Annotated in this window: 13 protein-coding genes; 6 read left to right on the top strand and 7 right to left on the bottom strand. The window is 70.1% G+C overall.

Translation table 11 applies throughout. The features are described 5' to 3' along the window. Positions 1 to 24 precede the first annotated feature (24 nt). Entirely contained in the window at positions 25 to 462 is a 438-nt protein-coding gene (locus AC5WJ1_RS05130) for a thioredoxin family protein (protein ID WP_195428080.1), read from the bottom strand. Between the two features lie 83 nt (positions 463 to 545). After that, positions 546 to 1,100 (bottom strand): nucleotide exchange factor GrpE, encoded by a 555-nt coding sequence (gene grpE, locus AC5WJ1_RS05125; RefSeq protein ID WP_133097607.1) that lies wholly within the window; start codon positions 1,098 to 1,100, stop codon positions 546 to 548. Positions 1,101 to 1,373: 273 nt separating this feature from the next. Here grpE and AC5WJ1_RS05120 point away from each other — a divergent pair, with 273 nt between their 5' ends. Continuing rightward, entirely contained in the window at positions 1,374 to 1,547 is a 174-nt protein-coding gene (locus AC5WJ1_RS05120) for a hypothetical protein (protein ID WP_165971578.1), read from the top strand. 87 nt (positions 1,548 to 1,634) lie between these two features. Here AC5WJ1_RS05120 and AC5WJ1_RS05115 read toward each other — a convergent pair whose 3' ends face one another. The 3 genes from AC5WJ1_RS05115 to hrcA all read right to left on the bottom strand — a co-directional run bounded on the left by AC5WJ1_RS05115 (position 1,635) and on the right by hrcA (position 4,283). Further along, positions 1,635 to 2,030, bottom strand: coding sequence for an RNA-binding S4 domain-containing protein (locus AC5WJ1_RS05115; protein ID WP_133097609.1), 396 nt, complete (start codon positions 2,028 to 2,030; stop codon positions 1,635 to 1,637). Beyond that, a complete protein-coding gene (gene hemH / locus AC5WJ1_RS05110; RefSeq protein WP_494476384.1) occupies positions 2,027 to 3,142 on the bottom strand; it encodes a ferrochelatase in 1,116 nt (371 codons plus the stop codon). Before hemH ends, AC5WJ1_RS05115 begins: the two co-directional genes overlap by 4 nt. A gap of 103 nt (positions 3,143 to 3,245) precedes the next feature. Then, a complete protein-coding gene (hrcA, locus tag AC5WJ1_RS05105; RefSeq protein ID WP_133097611.1) occupies positions 3,246 to 4,283 on the bottom strand; it encodes a heat-inducible transcriptional repressor HrcA in 1,038 nt (345 codons plus the stop codon). Positions 4,284 to 4,386: 103 nt separating this feature from the next. On the opposite strand from hrcA, the gene AC5WJ1_RS05100 reads away from it, so the two are divergent. From AC5WJ1_RS05100 to mprA, 4 genes are all read left to right on the top strand, one after another. Next, the gene (locus tag AC5WJ1_RS05100; protein ID WP_133097612.1) at positions 4,387 to 5,304 is read left to right on the top strand and encodes an NAD kinase; all 918 of its coding nucleotides are present in this window, start codon (positions 4,387 to 4,389) and stop codon (positions 5,302 to 5,304) included. An 87-nt stretch (positions 5,305 to 5,391) separates the two neighbouring features. Further along, on the top strand, positions 5,392 to 7,164 hold the full coding sequence (gene recN, locus AC5WJ1_RS05095) for a DNA repair protein RecN (RefSeq protein ID WP_133097613.1): 1,773 nt from the start codon (positions 5,392 to 5,394) through the stop codon (positions 7,162 to 7,164). 90 nt (positions 7,165 to 7,254) lie between these two features. Further along, positions 7,255 to 7,698 (top strand): hypothetical protein, encoded by a 444-nt coding sequence (locus AC5WJ1_RS05090; RefSeq protein WP_133097614.1) that lies wholly within the window; start codon positions 7,255 to 7,257, stop codon positions 7,696 to 7,698. 135 nt (positions 7,699 to 7,833) lie between these two features. Next, positions 7,834 to 9,465 carry an MprA protease, GlyGly-CTERM protein-sorting domain-containing form gene (gene mprA / locus AC5WJ1_RS05085; RefSeq protein WP_135704920.1) on the top strand — a complete coding sequence of 544 codons (1,632 nt, stop codon included), beginning with the start codon at positions 7,834 to 7,836 and terminating at the stop codon, positions 9,463 to 9,465. Positions 9,466 to 9,502: 37 nt separating this feature from the next. On the opposite strand, the gene rrtA is transcribed toward mprA, so the two are convergent. Together rrtA and glnE are read right to left on the bottom strand one after the other, a co-directional pair. Continuing rightward, complete coding sequence (gene rrtA / locus AC5WJ1_RS05080; protein WP_133097687.1) at positions 9,503 to 10,156, bottom strand: rhombosortase; 654 nt, start codon at positions 10,154 to 10,156, stop codon at positions 9,503 to 9,505. Positions 10,157 to 10,163: 7 nt separating this feature from the next. After that, positions 10,164 to 13,058 carry a bifunctional [glutamate--ammonia ligase]-adenylyl-L-tyrosine phosphorylase/[glutamate--ammonia-ligase] adenylyltransferase gene (glnE, locus tag AC5WJ1_RS05075; RefSeq protein WP_494476524.1) on the bottom strand — a complete coding sequence of 965 codons (2,895 nt, stop codon included), beginning with the start codon at positions 13,056 to 13,058 and terminating at the stop codon, positions 10,164 to 10,166. A 297-nt stretch (positions 13,059 to 13,355) separates the two neighbouring features. On the opposite strand from glnE, the gene AC5WJ1_RS05070 reads away from it, so the two are divergent. Beyond that, complete coding sequence (locus AC5WJ1_RS05070) at positions 13,356 to 17,729, top strand: YhdP family protein (protein ID WP_494476383.1); 4,374 nt, start codon at positions 13,356 to 13,358, stop codon at positions 17,727 to 17,729. Positions 17,730 to 17,740 lie beyond the last annotated feature (11 nt).

Genomic DNA, 17,740 nt, shown 5'->3' with positions numbered 1-17,740 from the left:
CCTGATGCCGCCTGGCTGGCCGGTTCACCCCGCCAGCGGTTTGCCGCCCGCCTTCAGCCGGGCATTGGCGACCGCAGCGGCAAACTGGCCGTGGCCATGCCAGCCGGTGGCACGGCCCAGCTTCTTGCCGTTCTGGAAGAACATGAACACCGGGATGCCGTGCAGGCCGAAGCGCTTGCCCAGTGCGGGGTGCTCATAGACATTGGCATGGAGCCAGTGCAGGCCGAGTGCCCGGATCGGCTCGGGATTGGCGAGCATGGCTTTCTTTGCCATCTCGCAATTGAAGCAATCCACGCCCCAGAAGAACACGCACACCAGCGCATCGCCGGCCTGCGCAATCGCGGCGTCGATGCCGGCGTCGTCGACCTGGCGCATGCCAAAGGCCTCGAAGGCGCGATGGTCGAGGTGGGCTGCCGCGGCCTGGTCCGCGGACGGCTCGCCGGCCGGCGATTCGCTTGACATGATTCGCTCCCGCAAAGGCAAGAAAGCAAAACGCCCGGGCCTGGACGGCACCGGGCGCAGCCTCAGCCGCTAAGCAGTCCGGCTTACTTCGGTGCCGCCACCGTCACCAGCGCCGGGCGCAACACGCGGTCGGCAATGGTATAGCCGCGCTGCAGCACGGTGACGACGGTGTTGGGTTCCTGGTCGGCCGGCACCATCGAAATGGCCTGGTGGCGGTGCGGGTCGAACTTCTCCCCGACCGGGTTCAGTTCCACGATCTTGCCGCGCTCGAACGCGGCTGCCAGCTGGCGCGCAGTCAGTTCGACGCCTTCGCGCAGCTTGGCAATATCGCCGGAACCGTCAGCCAGCGCGGCCTGCAGGCTGTCCATCACCGGCAGCAGGTTGTCGGCGAAGTTCTCGATGGCGAATTTGTGGGCCTTGGCAACGTCTTCCTGCGCCCGGCGGCGGATGTTTTCGCCCTCGGCGACCGCGCGCATGTACAGGTCGTAGTGTTCACGCGCCTTGGCTTCCAGGGCGGCCAGCTGGGCCGCCACATCCTCCACGGCGGCAGCCTCCGGCGCGGCGGTCTCCTGCGCGGCAGGGGCGCTGGCTTCGTCGTTGGGCGTCGGGTTGGATGGCGTCTGCTTCTGTTCTTCCATGTCGATCCGTATCAATGCATTGGCGCGGCCGTCCGTGGGTACGGCCGCGGTGGGTCAATCGGCGTGTTTAGCCGGCAATTGGTGGCGTCGCGCCGGATTTCAAGAGTGGCGCCGGCGAGACGCGGAAACAAGCGGTTACAAAGGCGTGAGTTATGCAATTGACGCCTTATTGCCTTGCTGCACTGCACTCACTAACATTCTCTTACGAAAAATGACAAAAATGCCGGGGGCCTGGAGATGGTTCATTTTTGTGCCTCTTCCGAAAGGTTGGCCATGCATAAGCTGCCAGTCGTGACGCTCTGCCTCGTGGCCGCCCTGGCGGTCATGACCGCCTTTATCTGCCTGTCCGACGCCTTCTCGCCGCGCGATACCGAGTATGGCAGTGGCAAGGCGGTGTTCAAGCACTACATCGTTCCTATCATCAGCCAGGAAGTCTCGCAGGAATAAGCGCCAGCGCAACTTTCCGGCACACACGCTCGCACCGCGGCGGCCCCGGCATTGTGCCGGCGCCGCCGCGTGTCGTTCCTGCCAGCCTCAGTGCCGGAAGTCATCGATGCGGCGGCGGTCGCGCTTGGTCGGGCGCCCCTGCAACTGCGCGGCGGGCTCCGGCTGCAGGCGGCGCCGCTCGGCCTCGGCCTGCCGGCGCGCCTGGCTGTCGGCACTCTCTTCATACAGCGTCTGCGCCACCGGTGCCGGTCCGCGCGCCGGGGCAATGCCCTTCACCTGCAGTTCCCAGCGCTGCTGGTGCGCTTCGAGCGCGACCTTGTCGCCGGGCCGCACTTCACGCGAGTTCTTGACCAGTTGGCCGTTGACGGTCACCTTGCCCCGCTCCACCGCCTCGGCCGCAAGCGAGCGCGTCTTGAAGAAGCGCGCGCACCATAGCCATTTGTCGATGCGCTGGCGCGCATCCGCTTCAAAATCCACGTTCATGCTGCGGCTCCCCGGGTCTGCGCACGCGAGCGACGCGCTTCCAGCTCATGCGGGTGCGGCGTGTTGAGCGGCCATCCCTGCAGGTGCTGCAGGGCAATCTCCGCCATCGCCGCCACCCACGGCGCCGCGTCGTTCATGCAAGGAATAAAGTGGAAATCCTTGCCGCCCGCGACCTTGAACTCGGTCTGCCCTTCCATCGCGATTTCCTCGAGCGTCTCGATGCAGTCCGCCGGGAAACCCGGGCAGAACACATCGACCCGGCCGGCGCCAACCTTGCCCAGCTCCGCCAGCGTCGGGGCCGTGTACGGCTGCAGCCACTCCGCCTTGCCAAAACGAGACTGGAACGTCACCTGATATTGCCCCGGCTGCAAGCCCAGCGCGGCCCCCAACAGCCGGCCGGTCTTCAGGCACTCGCAGTGATACGGGTCGCCCAGCTCGAGCGTGCGCCGCGGCACGCCGTGGAACGACAGGATCAGCTTGTCGCCGTGCGCAAAATCGGGCATGCCGTGCCGTGACCAGTAGGCCCCGACCTGCTGGTGCAGCGCCGAGATATAAGCGGGGTGGTCATGGAAATGTTTGACCAGCCGCAGCTCGGGCTGGTTGCGCCATTGTCCCAGCACGCGGAACACTTCGTCGAAGGCGGTGGCGGTAGTGGTGCCGGAGTACTGCGGATACATCGGCAGCACCAGCACCTGCTCGCAGCCCTGGCGGCGCAGCGCTTCCATCACCGAGGCGATCGACGGGTTGCCGTAGCGCATGGCGCACGCCACCGTCACCTCGTGGCCGTTCTGGTTCAGCAGCCGCTGCAGCGCATGGGCCTGGCGCTCGCTGTAGACCAGCAGCGGCGAGCCGGTCATATGCGCCTCGCGCAGCCAGATCGACTCGTACTTCAACGCCGACGCACGCGAACGCAGCGGCAGGATCACGCCATGCAGCAGCGGCAGCCAGGCGGCACGCGGGATCTCGACCACGCGCGGGTCGGACAGGAATTCCTTCAGGTAGCGCCCCACCGCCCTGGGCGTGGGCGCATCGGGGGTACCCAGGTTGACCAGCAGGATCGCCGTGCGCGGCGCCTGCCCGTGCTGGTAAACCGGTTCGGGTGAAAACGTCATGTCGCTTCCGGGTTGGCGCGCGGCCGGCAACGCGCCATGGCGGCGCGCCAGCGCAGGTGGCGCTCGGTAGGAATGGGGCAGCTTGTCAGACCGGCCAGCCGCGTCACTGGTTCTGGCTCAGCGCGCTGGACAGCAGCCGCGCGGTGATGTCTACGATCGGGATCACGCGCTCGTATGCCATGCGTGTCGGGCCGATCACGCCGAGGGTGCCGACGATCTGCCCGTCGACCTCGTACGGCGCGGTGATGACCGCCATGTCTTCCAGCGGCACCAGCTGGCTCTCGCCGCCGATGAAGATCTGCACGCCCTGGGCGTGGCTGGAGACATCGAGCAGCTGCAGCAGGCTGGTCTTGTGCTCGAACACGTCGAACAGCCGGCGCAGCTTGTCCATGCTGGAAGACAGGTCTTCCACTTCGAGCAGCTTGCGTTCGCCGCTGATATAGACGTGGTCGTCTTCCTCGTCGTCGGCCACGCTGCCGGCCTCGACCGCCGCCTGCATCAGCTGCGACATGTCGCGGCGCAGGTCCTGCAGCTCGACGCGCAGGTGGCTGCGCACGGCGTCGAAGCTCATGCCGGTGTAGTGCGAGTTGAAGTAGTTGGCGGCCTCGATCAGTTGGGCCGGGGTATACGACAGCTCGGTCTGGATGATCCGGTTCTGCACGTCGCCCTCGGGGCTGACGATGATCAGCAGGATGCGCTTGTCGGACAGGCGCATGAATTCGATCTGCCGGAACGCCTGCGCGCGCCGGGGCGTCATCACCACGCCGGCGAAGTGCGACAGGTTGGACAGCGTGCGCGCTGCCGCCGTGATCATGCGCTGCGGACCCAGCTGCTGGGCGCCGAGCTGGCCCTGGATCTGGCCGGTCAGCTCGGCCAGTTCGGTGTTGCGCTCCAGCGGCTTGGCCGTCAGCATGGAATCGACGAACAGCCGGTACCCGCGCGGCGTCGGGATGCGGCCGGCCGACGTGTGCGGGCTGGCGATAAAGCCCATTTCCTCCAGGTCGGACATCACATTGCGAATGGTCGCGGGTGACAGGTCCAGCCCCGAGAATTTCGACAGGGTGCGGGACCCGACCGGCTGGCCTTCGGCGATGTAGCGCTCGATCAGGGTCTTGAGCAGCGTTTTGGAACGTTCATCCATGATGCCCCGATTTTACGCAAGTTTTAGACCTTCTGGCGCCCCGCCTGGGTTGCGGCGCCGGCGCCTGCTGGCAACGGCAGCGGCGGTATGGTCTAATCCCGGCATGTCCGCCCCCCCGAGAGCCAGCGCCTTGCGCACTTCGTTCAACACCGTCGCCCTGGTGGGCCGCTACTCGACTGCCGGCATCGAAGGACCGCTGGAGGAGATCGCCTCTTATATCCTGCGCAACGGCCAGGATGTGGTGTTCGAGCGCGAGACCGCGCTGGCCACCGGGCTGACCGCCTACCCTGCCCTGTCGGCCGAGGAAATCGGCCAGCACGCCGACGTGGCGGTGGTGCTGGGCGGCGACGGCACGCTGCTGGGCATTGCCCGCCAGCTGGCCGGGTACGACGTGCCACTGATCGGGGTCAACCACGGGCGGCTCGGCTTCATGACCGACATCGCGCTGGAAGACGTGCACACGGTGCTGCCCGACATGCTCGACGGCCGCTACGAGGCCGAGAACCGGCTGCTGCTCGAATCCCGCGTGGTGCGCGACGACAGCGTCATTTTTTCGGCGCTGGCGCTGAACGACGTGGTGGTGAACCGCTCAGGCATTTCCGGCATGGTCGAGCTGGCGGTGTCCGTTGACGGCAACTTTATGTACAACCAGCGTTCGGACGGCCTGATCGTGTCAACCGCGACCGGCTCGACTGCCTACGCGCTGTCCGCCGGCGGCCCGATCCTGCACCCGACGCTGTCGGGCGTGGTGCTGGTGCCGATCGCCCCGCACGCGCTGTCGAACCGCCCGATCGTGCTGCCGCACGATGCCGAGGTCACCATCGAAGTGGCCAGCGCGCGCGACGCCAGCGTCAATTTCGACATGCAGTCGCTGACCTCTCTGCTGCCCGGCGACCGCATCGTGGTGCGGCGCTCGGAGAAGAGCATCAACCTGCTGCACCCGGTGGGCTACAACTACTACGCCACGCTGCGCAAGAAGCTGCACTGGCACGAATACCCGTCCGAAGACAACCGCCTCTGAGCCGCCCCCAGAGCCCGAGCTAGCCACCCCGATCCTACGCCAGCCCGACTTTCCGGACCGATCTCACTTTCGCCACGATCCGCCACGATGCTGCGCAGCCTGTCCATCCGCGATTTCGTCATCGTCGACACGCTCGACCTCGATTTCACCCCTGGCTTCACCGTCTTTACCGGCGAGACCGGCGCCGGCAAGTCGATCCTGATCGACGCCCTGGCCCTGGTGCTGGGCGAGCGGGCCGACGCCGGCATCGTGCGCGAAGGCGCCGCACGCGCCAGCATCAGCGCCACCTTCACGACCCACCCGGCGCTCGACGCCTGGCTGGCCGAGCGCGAGCTCAATGCCGAAGACGATGACGGCGCCGGCGCGGTGCTGCTGCGGCGTACGGTCGATGCCGGCGGCCGCAGCAAGGCCTTTATCAACGGCGCCGCGGCCACGCTGGCGCAGCTGCGCGAAGTGGGCGACCAGCTGGTCGACATCCACGGGCAGCACGCGCACCAGCTGCTGCTGCGCCCGGACGCGCAGCGCCTGCTGTTCGACGCCCACGCCGGGCTGACCCAGCAGGCCGGCGCGGTGGCCGAGGCCTGGCGCGCGTGGCGCGCCTGCGTGCGCCAGCGCGAGGCGGTCGAGCACCAGTCGCGCGAGATGCAGCTCGAGCGCGAGCGGCTGGAGTGGCAGGTCGGCGAGCTCGACAAGCTCAACCCGCAGCCGGGCGAATGGGAAGAGATCCAGGCCGAGTACAACCGCCTGTCGCATGCCGCCGGCCTGATCGACGGCAGCCGCGCGGCGCTGGAGGCGCTGTCCGAAGCCGACGGCTCGGTGCTATCGGCGCTGAACACCATCGTGCACCGGCTGCAGCAGCTGGCCGACGTCGACCCGGCGCTGCGCGACGTGCTGGCCGCGCTCGAGCCGGCCCAGGTGCAGGCCGAGGAAGCCGCGCATTCGCTGACCCGCTACGTCGACCGGCTCGAGCTGGATCCCGAACGGCTGCAGGCCGTCGAGGAACGCATGCAGGCGCTGCACGCCACCGCGCGCAAGTACCGCCTGCCTCCCGAGCAGCTGCCCGATGAGCTGCTGGCGCGCCGCCAGCAGCTCGACGACCTGCAGGCCGCGCAGGACCTGAACAAGGTGATGGCGCGCGAAGCCGCCGCCAAGGCCGCCTACCTGACGCTGGCGCAGCACCTCAGCCATGCGCGCTCGCAAGCGGCGCAGGCGCTGTCGGCCGCGGTCACCGAGGCCATGCAGGGCCTGTCGATGGCGGGCGGCAGCTTTGTCGCCGCGCTGAACACGCTGGAAGACGGCCAGAGCTACGGCCTGGAGCAGGTCGAGTTCCTGGTGGCCGGCCATGCCGGCGTCAGCGCGCGGCCGCTGGCGCGGGTCGCGTCCGGCGGCGAACTGGCGCGCATCAGCCTGGCGATCTCGGTGATTACCAGCGAGGCTTCGCCCACGCCGACGCTGATCTTCGACGAAGTCGACACCGGCATCGGCGGCGCCGTCGCCGAAGTCGTCGGCCGGCGCCTGCAGGAACTGGGCCGCGCGCGCCAGGTGCTGTGCGTGACCCACCTGCCGCAGGTCGCCGCGCAGGCCGGCACGCACCTGCTGGTCAGCAAGGAAACCACCGATGGCGGTGATGGCTCGGTCACGCGCTCGGTTACGCGCTCGGTTACGCGCTCACGCATCCGCGTGCTCGACCCGGCCGGGCGCGTGGTCGAGACCGCGCGCATGCTGGGCGGCGCAACCGTCACCGCGACCACGTTGCAGCATGCCGAAGAGATGCTGGCGCAAGGCGCCGAAGCCCAGGCCGGCGCCCCGGTGCGCGGCACGGCCAAGGAAAGCCGGCGCGGCCGCCGCGCCGCCGGCTGATGCCCCGGCATCGTCGCCCACATCGCCCACGTCGCCCCCACATCGCGCTTGCATCGGCGCACCCGAACCAACTTTCACAGGAGCCTCACCATGACCCGCCACGCGCCGCCGGCAGGCCGCCGCCACCGCCCCTTGCGCGCCGTCCTGGCCCTGGCCACAGCGGCCACGGCCGCACTGCTGGCATTGTCTGGCTGCAAGGCCCAGTCGGGGCCTTACGCCCCGCCGCCGGGAAGCATCACCGACGACCGCGCGGTGGGCGACATCATGGTCAAGTTCAAGCCGCCCGCGGTCGAAATGTCCGAGGATGCCGGGAAGTTGCTGGCCGAGATCAAGGGCCCGATCCGCTATGTGGTCAAGCGCCCCATGTCGGGCGGGGTCTGGCTGGTGACGGCGATCTCCAAATCGGCGGATGCCACCATCGACCAGGCGGTTGATACGCTGCGCGCCATCCCGCGTGTCGAGACCGCCGAGCCGGACCGGATGATCCAGCCAAACCGCACCATGCCGACCAGCCGGGATATGCCCAAGAGCTGAGTTGCCCGCGGAGTCCGTCCGGAAGCGGCGGGTTCTAAACCTTCGGTATCCCTTGCGCAACCGGCGCGGATCGTATTCCCTACATTCGATCCCCCTGCGCGCCCGATGACGTGCGGGGTGCCTCTGGAGGAATACATGCTGCATCCCGCGCAGTCCGTCTTCCGTCACTGCTTCGCGTTGCCCCACTGGCGGGCAGCCCTGATCACCATCGCTGCGCTTTGTGGCGCAGCACCGGTCGCCGCAGGCGCCGCGCCCTCCTCGACTTCAGCCGCGGCCCCGGCCTACACCGGCCAGATCATCGTGCGCTGGCGCGATGGCACCACCTCCACCGTGAGCAGCAAGGAGCCGGCCGCATCAGCGACGAGTCCGCTGCAGCAACTGCGCGAGCGCACCGGCATCGCCGCCACGCTGCGCCGCCCCATGGGCGGCAACATGGACCTGCTGCAGGTGCCGGACGAACTCGCCTCCGACCCGGAAGCCGCCGCCGCCCGCCTGCGCCAGGACCCGCGCGTGGCCGATGCCGTGCCGGACCGCTGGCTGCACCTGCACGATACCCTGCCCAACGACCCGCAATTCTCCGCCAACCAGCCTTACCTGATGGGCACCGGCACCGCCGTCGGCGGCGTCAACCTGCCGCGCGCCTGGGACCGCACGCGTGGCAGCGGCGGCATCGTGATCGCGGTGGTCGATACCGGCGTGCTGCGACACCCCGACCTGGCCTCCCGGCTTCTGCCGGGCTTTGACTTCATCAGCAGCGCCATCGTCTCCAATGACGGCGACGACGGGCGCGACAGCGACGCTACCGATCCCGGCGACAATGTCCCGGCCGGCTTCACCTGCCCCGGCAGTTCAACACCGACCACCGAGGCCACGTCCAACAGCTGGCACGGCACGCGCGTGGCCAGCGTGATGGGCGCGGTCACCAACAACGGCGAAGGCATTGCCGGCGTCGACTGGAGCGCCCCCATCCTGCCGGTGCGGGTGTCGGGACGCTGCGGCGCGCTGCTGTCCGATACGGTCGACGGCATGCGCTGGGCGGGCGGCCTGCCGGTGCCGAATGTGCCGGCCAATCCAACCCCGGCGCGGGTGGTCAATATCAGCCTTGGCGGCGGCACCTGCAGCAGCATCGAGCAGCAGGCGGTCAACGACCTGAACGCGCGCGGCGTGGTGGTGGTGGCGGCGGCGGGCAACAACCGCAGCGCGGTCGAAGCGCCGGCCGATTGCAGCGGTGTGATCGCCGTCACGGCCCACGCCAACGACGGCGAGAACGCCACCTATGCCAACATCGGCCCGCAGGTGGCGATCAGCGCGCCGGGCGGCGGCTGCGGCAATTCGCGCGTGCAGAACGGGGCATGCACCACCACGCTTTCGGTAATCCGCACGCTGGGCAACAACGGCACCACCTCGATCGGGGCCTACACGATATCGTCGTCGCAGGGCACCAGCTTCGCGGCACCGATGGTGTCTGGCGTGGTGGCGATGATGTTCGCGCTGAACGGGTCGCTGACGCCGGCGCAAGTGACCGCGGCGTTGAAGGCCTCGGCGCGGCCGCATCCATCCGGCACCTTCTGCACCACCAATCCAGGCGTGTGCGGCGCCGGGCTGCTGGATGCCGACAACGCGCTGGCCGCGGCGGTGTCGGCCCCGCCGGCGGCCGCCGCGCCGGCACCGTCCGGCGGTGGCGGTGGCGGCGCGGTGCCACGCTGGCTCGCGCTCGCGCTGGCCGGCACCGGCCTGCTCGGCTTCGCGCTGCGCCGGCGCGCATAAAGCTTGCCCTGCCAGCTTGCCCTGCCGCGGATGCGGCTCAGTCGCCGTCGGCGCTGCGCAGCGGCCGCCGCGCCAGCCACCACTCCTGCACGACCCAGCACAGCAGTCCGGCCACCGCGCCGGCTGCGTGCGCGGCGCGCACCACGCCGAACCCCCATGACGGGTCAAAGATCACCGGCGCCAGCCACGATTGCTCCAGCCACACCTTGGCCAGCACGCCCAGGCACAGCAGTACGCCGAGCACGCGCGACAACCCGGGCGCGCGCAACAGGCTGAGCCCGCCCCACAGCGCCAGCCCGTGCAAGGCGCCGGACAAGCCGCCATACCAGCCGACCGATGGCACGCGCAGCAGCGCGGCCTGCACGGCAAGGCCGCACGCCAGCAACACCAGCAGCATGGCGCGCGCCCGCGCCGCACGCCCGGCCAGCGCCAGCAGCCCCGCGGCCGCAAGTGCGTTGGCCAGCCAGTGCATCGCGCCCAGGTGCACCCACATGGCGGTGGCCAGCCGCCACCACTGGCCGTCGAGCCGTACTGCATCGCGCAGATAGAGGCCGTGGGCGTGCCACCACGGCAGGAAGGTGAAGCAGGCCGACAGCGCCCACACCAGCGCGCTCGCCGCCAGCAGCCCCGGCCACGAGGCACCGGCGGGACGGCCCGGGGCCGCCGCGGCGGGCGTGGCCTTCGTGGCCATGGTGGCCTCAGTCCTCACCGAACACGGCCTGCCACAGCGTGCGCACCTGCGCCCTCTGTCCGGCGACCGATTCCGCCGCCAAGCGCGCGTGCGCCTGGCCGTCGAGCCGCAACTGGTGCTGGCGCGCGCGGAACAGCCGGTAGGCGTCGCCCACCGCCACGGCCAGCGCGGCATCGATCAGCCCGAGCGCGCCGGCCTCGCGCAGCAGCGCGATATTGCCCGCGTTGCGCGTCAGCTGCGGATGCGCGCGGCTGTGCAGCAGCACCAGGTACTGCACCGTGAACTCGATGTCGACCATGCCGCCGCGGTCGTGCTTGAGGTCGAACAGGCTGGTGGGATTGGGATGGCCCTCGGCCACCTTGCGGCGCATCTGCACGATCTCGCCGCGCAGCACCGCGGCATCGCGCTCCTGGCGCAGCACCTCGTCGCGCAGCGCCTCGAAGCGCTCGCCGATGGCCGCATCGCCGGCACAGAAGCGCGCGCGCGTGAGCGCCTGGTGTTCCCAGACCCATGCGGTGTTGTCGCCCTCGCGCAGCTGGTAGCGGCGGAAGGCGTCGAAGCCGGTGACCAGCAGGCCGGCCGCGCCGTTGGGGCGCAGCCGCGTATCGACGTCGAACAGCGCACCCGCCGCGGTATGGCTGGTGAGCCAGGTGATCAGCCGGCGCGCGAAGGCGGCGTAGACATCGGGCGCCCTCTCGTGCTCGTCGTCATACAGGAAGATGATATCGAGGTCCGAGGCATAGCCCAGCTCCTTGCCGCCGAGCCGGCCGTAGGCGATCACCGCGAAGCGCGGCGTGTCGCAATGGCGCGTGGCGAGCTGGCGCCACACCGTCTGCAGCGTGGCATCGAGCATGGCGTCGGCCAGGTCCGACAGCCGGTCGGCCACCTGTTCCACCGTCAGCATGCCCTGCAGGTCTTGCAGCAGTACGCGGAAGGTCTCGGCGTGGTGCTCGCGGCGCAGGATGTCCATCTGGTGCTCGACCTGCCCTTCGGCGGCCAGCAGCCGCTCGTGCAGGCGCTTGCGGAACGCGGCCCAGTCGGGCGCGCCGGCCAGCGCATCGCTGTCGAGGAGTTCGTCGAGCAGTTGCGGATGGCGCGTCAGGTAGGCCGCGGCCCAGCGCGAGGCATGCAGCGTCTGCGCAACGCGGTCCATCGCCTGCGGGTACTCGGACAGCAGCGACAGGTAGGAGGCGCGCCGGCTGATGGCCTCGAGAAAGTCGATAAAGCGCGCGATGGTGCTGTCGGCGTCGTCCTGGCGCGCGGCCAGGTCGAGCGCGCGGTTCACCAGCTGGTCGAAGCGGGCGCGGCTGGACTCGGACAGCGCACGGTAGCGCAGCGACGACGCGATCGCGCGCAACCGGTCGAACAGGCCGGTGCAGTCGGTGAAGCCGGCCGCCTGCAGGCGCCGGCACGGCGTGGCATCGTCGCACGCATCCTCCCCGCCCTGCGCCGGCGCGGCGGCGTCCTGCTGGTTGTCCTGCGCGCGCGCGGCGTTGTCGTCGAGCACGATGTCGGGCCACAGCGCCTCGCAGGGCGCGGCGTCGGGGTCGGAGAAGGTGGCCTCGAACTGCTGCGCCACCGGCTCCTGCAGCGCCGCCAGCCGCGCCAGCAGTTCGTTCCAGCTGGCACAGCCCATCATCCGCGCCACCGCCAGCCGCTCGTCTTCCGAGGTCGGCAGGTGATGGGTCTGGGCGTCGTCGCGGTACTGCAGGCGGTGCTCCAGCTGGCGCAGGAAGCGGTAGGCGTCGCCCAGCTGTCCGGCCTGGCCGGCGGGCAGCAGGCCGCGCTCGACCGCCACCCCCAGCACTTCCAGCGTGGGCCGCACGCGCAGCGCGGGATCCTGGCCGCCGCGGATCAGCTGGAACACCTGCGCCATGAATTCGATCTCGCGGATACCGCCGCGGCCGAGCTTGATATTGAACGAGCGCTGGCTGCCGATATTCATGCCGTGGCCCGCCAGCCCGCCGCTGCGCTTGGCGGCCTCGCTGCGGATCTGCGCATGCAGCGAGCGGATCGCCGCGATCACGCCGTAGTCCAAGTAGCGCCGGAACACGAACGGCGTGGTCAGGCGCGCCAGCAGGCCGGCGGTGCGCTGCGCGTGCGGCGTGCCGAGCGCCGACACCACGCGGCCCTTGATCCAGGCGTAGCGCTCCCACTCGCGCCCCTGCACCACCAGGTATTCCTCCAGCATGCCGAGGCTGCACGCCAGGGGGCCGGCGTCGCCATTGGGCCGCAGCCGCATGTCGACGCGGAACACGTAGCCATCGGCGGTCACCTCGGCAAGCAGGTTGATCAGGCGGCGGCCGAGGCGGATAAAATACTCATGGTTGGACAGGCTGCGCGTGCCGCCCTGCGTGTCGCCGTCTTCGTCATACAGGAAGATCAGGTCGATGTCGGACGAGACATTGAGCTCGCGCCCGCCGAGCTTGCCCATGCCGACCACCACCAGCTCCTGCACCTCGCCGCTCTGCTCGCCGACCGGGCGCCCGAAGGTAGTGGCGAGATCGGCGCCGAGCACCGCCAGGCCATGCTGGATCGCCAGTTCGGCCAGGTCGGTCATGGCGCCGGTGATTTCGCCCAGCGCGGCCAGGCCGCGCAGGTCGCGCTCGATCACCGCGCACATGACTTCGGCGCGCAGCCGGCGCAAGGTGCGCTTGGTGGCTTCCTCGGCATCGGCCGAAGGTTCGTGCAGCGCCTGCAGCCGCGCCTCCATCCACGCGCGCGTAAGCGGCTGCCCGGCCGCCGCCGCGATCACCGCGGGCAGTTCGGGGCGGGCCAGCAGCACACGCCGCGCGTAGTGCGAATACGCTGCCGAGTACAATACGTGGCCGCCACAGCCGGCCGCCTGCAGACCCTGCGGCAAGGCCTGCGCCGCAGTGACGGCAAAGGCGCCGGCGGTCATGGTCCCGGGGCCTTCGCCGGGGGCAAGCGCCGCCGCCGGATCCGCCAGGTAAGCCGGTCCCGGTGTGGCGCCCGCGCCATGTTGGTCGGAGGGATCGCCAGCGGCGGAACTCGTCGGGTCAGAGACAGTCATTCCAGTAATTTGAAATGCGAGAAAAGGTGCGGCCGGTACCGGCGGCAAAGCGGGCGAGCCCGGGTCATGCCGCATCGGTTCACGCCGCGCGCGGTGCGCGCATTCTTGTTGTAGCCGGCCGGGCACCAGATTGGAGAGCGGCTAGTATTGTCGGATAATCTGCGCATGTCCAGCCGCGCCCCACAACCCGCTGACGGTGCTCCCCCCAATGGCGGCGCGGGCGGGCATATGGCCGCCGCTACGCTGCCGGCTCCGGCCAACGACACCGTCAAAAGCTCCGCTACCAGTTCCGCCAACAAATCCGCTGACAACGCCGCGAACAACCCCGCTTCGCCACCACCCGCTCATTCCTTGGCTGCTACAGGTATCGATTCCCCTGCCCTGACGCGCCCCGCGTCGGGCCTCGCGCGGCTGCGCGGCCTCGCCGGCGCCGGCGCGCGCGCGGTCGTTCGCATGGTGCGCCACCCGTTCTGGCGCGGCCTGGGACGCGCGCTGGTACGGCTGGCGCTGGTGCTGGGCGTGCTGGCGCTGGTGGCGGGCCTGCTGATCCGCTTCGTGCTATGGCCGCAGGCATCGGCCGCGCGCGAATGGCTGGAGGAACGCGGCTCGCTCGCGCTGTCGGCACAGGTCACCATCGGCGCGCTCGATACCTACTGGGACGGCTGGCACCCCGCCTTCCGCGCCCGCGACCTCCGCGCCGTGGACAATGGCAAGCGCGTGCTGCTTGCGACCGCCACGCTAGACGGCAAGCTGTCGTGGCGCTCGCTGTTCAGCATGGGCCTGCAGTTCGTCAGCCTGGGCGCCACCGGCACCGACATCCTGGTGCGCCGCACGCCCGAGGGCAAGCTGCTGGTCGGCGGCATGCAGGTCGATGCCACCGGCGGCCAGCAGGAAGACGACCGCTTCCTGGGCTGGCTGATGTCGCAGGGCCGCGTGTCGCTGTCCGACGGCAGGCTGCGCTGGCTCGACGAGAAGGCAGGCCTGCCGCAGCTCGATATCGGCGAAATCCTCCTCGACACCCGCCGCGACGGCTCGCGCCATACCGTGACGCTGGAAGCGCGCTCGCCGGCGCTGGGCCCGCGCCCGCTGGTGGTCAAGTCCACCTTCAGCAACGATTACCTGCACAGCGCCGGCAACTGGCGCTACTGGAGCGGCCAGGCCAGCTGGGACGTGGCCCAGCTGGAATTGCCGGTGCTGCAGCGCTACCTGGCCATGTTCGAGGGCGTGGCCAGCGGCACCTTCAGCACCGACGGCAGCATCGAATTCCGCCAGGGCCGCATCGTGCGCAGCCAGACCCGTCTGCGCGCCAGCAGCGTCGACCTGCAGCTGGCCGGCGCCGCCGCCCCGCTGCGGCTGGCCAATGCGCAGGCCTTTTTGCTGCACCGGACCGAACGCGACGGCAGCAACCTGCTCACCGTCGACACGCTGCTGTGGCAGCCGCAGCCGCAGCCTGCCAGCGGCCAGGCGGCTCCGGCCGACGCCAGCTGGCGCGAAGGCATGCGCAAGGTCGAGCTCGGCTGGGCTTATGCCAAGGACGGCAACCTGCGCAAGTTCACGCTGAAGGCGCCCACGCTGGACCTGAACACGGTGCGCGCGCTGGCCAGCTCGATGCCGCTGGAGACCGCGGTGCTGCGCCGGCTGCGCGCGCTGCAGCCGGCCGGCCACATCGACAACCTCAACGTCAGCTGGAGCCGCGAGCGCGCCGGCATGCTCGACCGCAGCGGTGGCAAGCCCCACTACAGCCTGCAGGGCACGCTGCGCGACGTCTCGGTCAACGGCCAGGCGGCGGTGCCGGCCCTGGATACCAAGGGCCGTCCGCGGCTGGGCACGCCCGGTTTCTCGCGCCTGTCGGGCACGTTCTCGTTCGACGACCAGCAAGGCAGTGCGCGCTTCGAAGGCAATAACGCATCGCTGGTGGTGCCCGGGCTGTTCGAGGAGCCGCGCGTGCCGTTCGACCAGATCGGCGGCGACGTGCGCTGGCACCATGCCGGCGGCAAGCTGGTGGTGACGCTGGACGGCATCCGCTTTGCCAACGCGGATGCGGCGGGCTCGGTGCGCGGCACCTGGCGCGCCGGTGGCGACGGCACCTCCGGCATCGCCGACCTGAGCGGCGAGATGACCCGCGCCCAGGTCGCGCGCGTGCCGCGCTACCTGCCGCAGACCATCCCGGCGGGCACGCGGCACTACCTCGCGGGCGCGCTGATGAGCGGCGACGCGGCCGGCGTCAGCTTCGTGCTCAGGGGCGACCTGGAGCATTTCCCGTTCCACGCGCCGTTCGAGAAGGCGGGCGAGTTCCGCGTCGACGTGCCGATCGAGCGCGTCAGCTACCAGATTGCACCGCACGAGACTGGCGCGGGGGGCGCGCCGCTGTGGCCGGTGTTCACCGACATCGCCGGACAGGTCACATTTGACCGCGGCGGCATGACCTTCCTGGCACGGCGCGCCTCGGTGCACGACATCCCGGGCGTGGTGCTGCAGGACGTCAACGGCCGCATCGACGACCTCAGCGAGCATGGCCGCCTCGCCATCGACGGCGGTGCCAGCGGGCCGGTGCAGGGCTTCCTGCGCTATATCGCCGCCTCGCCGGTGCGCGAATGGACCGCGCGCGTGGCCGACGCGGCACGCGCGCATGGCAACGGCGAACTCAGGCTCAAGCTCGACATGCCGCTGGAGCACGCCAACGCGGCCAAGGTGGAGGGCCGTTTCCGCTTCCCCGGCAACGACGTGGTGCTCAGCCCGCAGCTGCCGGCATTCGGCAATGCCAGCGGCGACATCACGTTCAACGAGCACGGGTTCGGGCTGGAGAACCTGCGCGCGCGCTTCCTGGGCGGCGAAGTCAAGCTCGGCGGCGGCACCCAGCCGGAAGGGGGCACGCGCGTCACCGCGAGCGGCACCGTCTCGGCCGCGGGCCTGCGCGAGGCCGCGGCAGGCTCGGCACTGGCGCCGCTGGCGGCCAGGCTGGAAGGCAGCACCGGCTACAACACCGTGATCGCGATGCGCGAACAGGAGCTGCAGGTGCAGTTGAATTCATCGCTCAACGGCATGGCGATCGGATTGCCGGCACCGCTGGCCAAGGCGGCGGCGCACGACCTGCCGCTGCGCGTCGAGCTGCGCCCCGCGCCCGGCCGCGCCGGCATCGACGAACTGGCGCTGCAGCTGGGCAACGCCCTCAACGCACGCTACCTGTTGCGCCGCGACCAGAACGGCGGCAATGGCATCGAAGTCGTCGCCGGTGGCATTGGCGTGCAACAGGCGGCGCCCGCGCCGATGGCCGGCGTCAGCGCCGCGGCGACCTTCGACCGGCTCGACATAGACGCCTGGCGCGCGGCCTTTGCCGGAACGGCCTCCACGGGCGACGGCGGGCGCCCCTCGCCCTTCCTGCCCGGGCGCATTGCGCTGCGCGCCGGCACGCTCCATGGCATGGGCCGCACGCTCGACGACGTCGCGCTCGACGCCACGCGCGAGCGCGACGGCTGGAATGCCAGGATCGAATCGCGCCAGATCGCCGGCGCCGTGCAGTGGCAGCCGGCCGCCGGTACCGCTGGCGCCAATGCCACGGGCGCGCTGCAATTGCGACTGTCGCGCCTGAACGTGCCCGACGCCAGCGACGAGCAGAACGTGGTCGACGCCCTCGCCAGCAGCATCGACGAACTGCCCGCCATCGACCTGGTCGCCGAGCAGTTCATGCTGCGCGGCCACGACTTCGGCAAGCTGGAGGTCAAGGCGCATACCGGCACCAGCGGCACCGACCCGGTCTGGACCCTGGACAAGCTAAGGATCGAACAGCCCGATGCCACGCTGACCGGCCACGGCAGCTGGCGCGTGCCGCGCCGGCTGCGCGCCGACGGCAGTACCGAGCGCCGCACCCTGCTGTCGTTCGTCATCGACATCGGCGACGCCGGCGCCACGCTCGACCGCCTGGGGCTGCCGCACACGCTGCGCGACGGCAAGGGCAAGCTGGAAGGCCGCGTGGCCTGGCGCGGCTCGCCGCTGTCGATCGACTACCCGACGTTGTCCGGCAAGCTGTCGCTCGACCTGGAGAATGGCCAGATCCTGAGCGTCGAACCGGGCGCGGCGCGGCTGCTGGGCGTGCTCAGCCTGCAGGGGCTGCTGCGCTTTGCCACGCTGGACTTCCGCAGCCTGTCGGGGCGCGGACTGCTGTTCGACCGCATTTCGGGCTCTGGCACGATCGAGAACGGGGTCGGCACCATCCAGGATTTCGAACTCAAGAGCCCGCAGATCATCGCCAGCATGAGCGGCACCGCCAACCTGCTGCGCGAGACCCAGGACCTGCGCGTGGAGGTGGTGCCGCGCATCAATGCCACCTCGACCTCGGTGGCGGCGGCCTTTATCAACCCGGTGCTGGGCATCGGCACGCTCGCCGCGCAACTGCTGTTTGCCGACGAGTTCTCCAAGGTATTCACCCAGCACTACCGCATCACCGGCAGCTGGGCCAACCCGCAGATCGGCAAAGTGGAGGAGAATGATATGCAAGCCCCCCGCTTCCAGAACCGCGCCGAGCCCGCGCTCCCGCACTGAAGCCGCTGCCG

The organism is Cupriavidus sp. MEYA8 (genome assembly GCF_059278825.1).
This window is presented reverse-complemented; position numbering and strand designations above follow the sequence as displayed.